The sequence below is a fragment of the Ruminococcus champanellensis 18P13 = JCM 17042 genome (genome assembly GCF_000210095.1).
In the GTDB taxonomy this organism is placed as follows: Bacteria; Bacillota; Clostridia; order Oscillospirales; family Ruminococcaceae; genus Ruminococcus_F; species Ruminococcus_F champanellensis.
The window spans coordinates 266,247-268,991 of record NC_021039.1 but is presented as its reverse complement, the minus strand read 5'-3'; the positions used below and the strand labels follow the sequence as shown (position 1 = coordinate 268,991).

General features: G+C 55.7%; 2 protein-coding genes. Both read left to right on the top strand.

The genetic code is table 11. The features are described from left to right. Positions 1-554 precede the first annotated feature (554 nt). Positions 555-905: an Asp23/Gls24 family envelope stress response protein gene (locus tag RUM_RS01210; protein ID WP_015557406.1), complete on the top strand. Its 351-nt coding sequence runs from the start codon at positions 555-557 to the stop codon at positions 903-905. 13 nt (positions 906-918) lie between these two features. After that, positions 919-2,571: a DAK2 domain-containing protein gene (locus RUM_RS01205; protein WP_041326200.1), complete on the top strand. Its 1,653-nt coding sequence runs from the start codon at positions 919-921 to the stop codon at positions 2,569-2,571. Positions 2,572-2,745 lie beyond the last annotated feature (174 nt).

Below are 2,745 nucleotides of genomic sequence, written 5' to 3'. Positions count from 1 at the left end.
GAGGTTGGTAGAACGGTACTGCGTGACCCTAGCACGCAGACTATGAAGAAAACGCCCGGAAAAGATGGTCACTGAAGGGTAGAACGGCAGAGCATGTGCCAAGCACGCAGAGTATAAAAGACAAGTCCGGAAAAGATGGTCACTGAAAGGTAGATGGGTCATGCGTGACCCTAGCACGCAGAGTATAAAGGACAAGCCCAGAAAAGATGGTCACTGAAGAGTAGAACGGCAAAGCGTGTGCCAAGCACGCAGAGTATAAAGGACAAGTCCGGAAAAGATGGTCACTGAAGGGTAGAACGGCAAAGCGTGTGCATAGCACCCAGAGCATAAAGAACAAGCAGAAAAGATGGCCGCCAAAAGAAGCTGCTCCCAAAAGGAAACAGCATGGGCGAAAAAACACTTGTAAAACGCAAAGGTCCGTGCTATAATAAGAATATATGGACGCTTTTGCCGGAACACCTGCGTTCGGGGCATGCGGTGCAGCCTGTGCAGGGTGCTGTCCGGGGCGGATGCCGCCGGGAGCGTATCGTACTTTCTGAATAAGGAGTGATCTCATGATTATCGTCGAAAACCACATCGGGAAAATCACCATCACCGCCGCATATCTTTCCGCCCTGGTGGGTTATACTGTCACCAGCTGTTTCGGGGTTTCGGATATGAACGACGCTTCCCCCAAGGAAGCGCTGCTGTCCGTGCTGCGCCGTGCAAAACAGATCGATAAGGGCGTTACCATTCAGTCCAAGGACAAAAAGCTGATCGTCAACCTGCACATTTCCGTGACCTTCGGCACCAATATCTCCGCCATCGCCGACAGCATCTCCAACAAGGTGCGCTTTGCGGTGGAGGAAGCAACGGGCATTACCGTGTCCAAGGTCAATGTGTTCATTGACGGTATGAATTCGTAAGGGGGAGCACACAGTGATAAACGGAAAACTGCTCAAGGACGCTATGATGTCCGCAGCGATCAGCATTGCAAACAAAAAACGCTCGGTGGATGAGCTGAACGTATACCCCGTACCGGACGGGGACACCGGCACCAATATGTCCATGACCATGGGGGCGGCGCTCCGTGCCCTGGAGCTGATGGGGGAGGACGTAACCGTTTCCCAGGTGGCGGATACGGCGGCATCTGCGCTGCTCCGGGGCGCCCGGGGGAACTCCGGCGTCATTCTGTCCCTGTTGTTCCGGGGCATTGCCAAGGGGCTGAACGGTCTGACCGAGGCGGACTGTGAGAGCATGGCAAACGCACTGGAGCTGGGCGTGTCCGCAGCATACAAGGCGGTGATGAAGCCTACGGAGGGTACCATCCTCACCGTTGCACGGATGGCAAGCGTCAAGGCACAGGAATGCGTACACACCACCAATGACCCGGTGATCCTGTGGGAGGAGGTCTGCAAGGAGGCGGAAGCCACCCTGGCAAAGACCCCGGATATGCTGCCGGTGCTGAAAAAGGCGGGCGTTGTGGATGCCGGCGGACAGGGACTGCTGCTGATCTTCCAGGCTATGCTGGAGGTATTCCACGGGGGCAGCATTGCGGTTCCGGCGGAAAAGGCAAAGGAAGAAAAGAAGGTCGAGTTCAGCACCGCTGTGGGCGAGTTTGACGAGGTCATCAACTTTACTTACTGTACGGAATTCATCGTCCAGAAGCATCCGGATTCTCCGGACGCCTCCAAGCTGCGGGCATACCTGGAAACCATCGGGGACTGCGTGGTGGTAGTGGACGATGAGGAGATCATCAAGGTGCATGTGCACACGGACAGCCCGGGCATGGCGCTGACCAAGGCGCTGGAGTTTGGCTGCTTTATCAACGATCCCAAGCCCAAGATCGAGAATATGCGGATCCAGCATGAAAACAAGGTGCTGGAGGCAAAGATCACCAAGCAGCAGGAATTCCGCCCGGCGGAGCAGGAGAAGGAATTCGGCTTTGTGGCAGTTGCCGCAGGGCTGGGTGTGGAGTCCATGTTTACGGATCTGGGGGTTGACCAGGTTGTCCGGGGCGGACAGACCATGAACCCCTCTACGGACGATATCCTCAAGGCGATTATGGCGACGCCGGCAAAGACCGTGTTCGTGCTGCCCAACAACAAGAACATCATCATGGCGGCGGAGCAGGCCATCAAGCTGGCAGACCGGAATGTATGCGTGCTGCAGACCAGAACCATCCCCCAGGGGTTTGCTGCCATGCTTGCCTTTGACGAGAGCGCATCCCTGGCGGACAACCGGATCAATATGACCAAGGCGTTCGAGCGGGTATCCACCGGACAGATCACCTTTGCGGCACGGGATTCCGACTACGAAGGGCACCAGATCAAGAAGGGCGAGATCCTGGCGCTGGACAACAGCAAGCTGTCCTTTACGGACAAGGACGTGGAGAAGGCGGCGGTGAAGCTGACCCGGCGGCTGGTGAAGGGGGACACAAGCTATGTGACCCTGATCTACGGGGCGGATGTAACCGACGAGCAGGCGGAGCATGTACAGGCGCTGCTTTCTGCAAAGCTCAGCGACAAGATCGAGGTTATGCTGGTCAATGGCGGACAGCCGGTGTACTATTATATTATTTCTGTAGAATAAGCGGAAAAGCCGGAGCGGATGCTCCGGCTTTTTTGTGACTTTTTGCTTTGTGTGTGTTCTGCCGGGTGACCATTTTTCCGGGCTTGTTCTTTATGCTCTGCGTGCTGGGGATACGCAGTAGGGGTTTGCTAATGTCTGGGGAGATGTGTGTTGTTCTATTTGTTTAACCAGAGC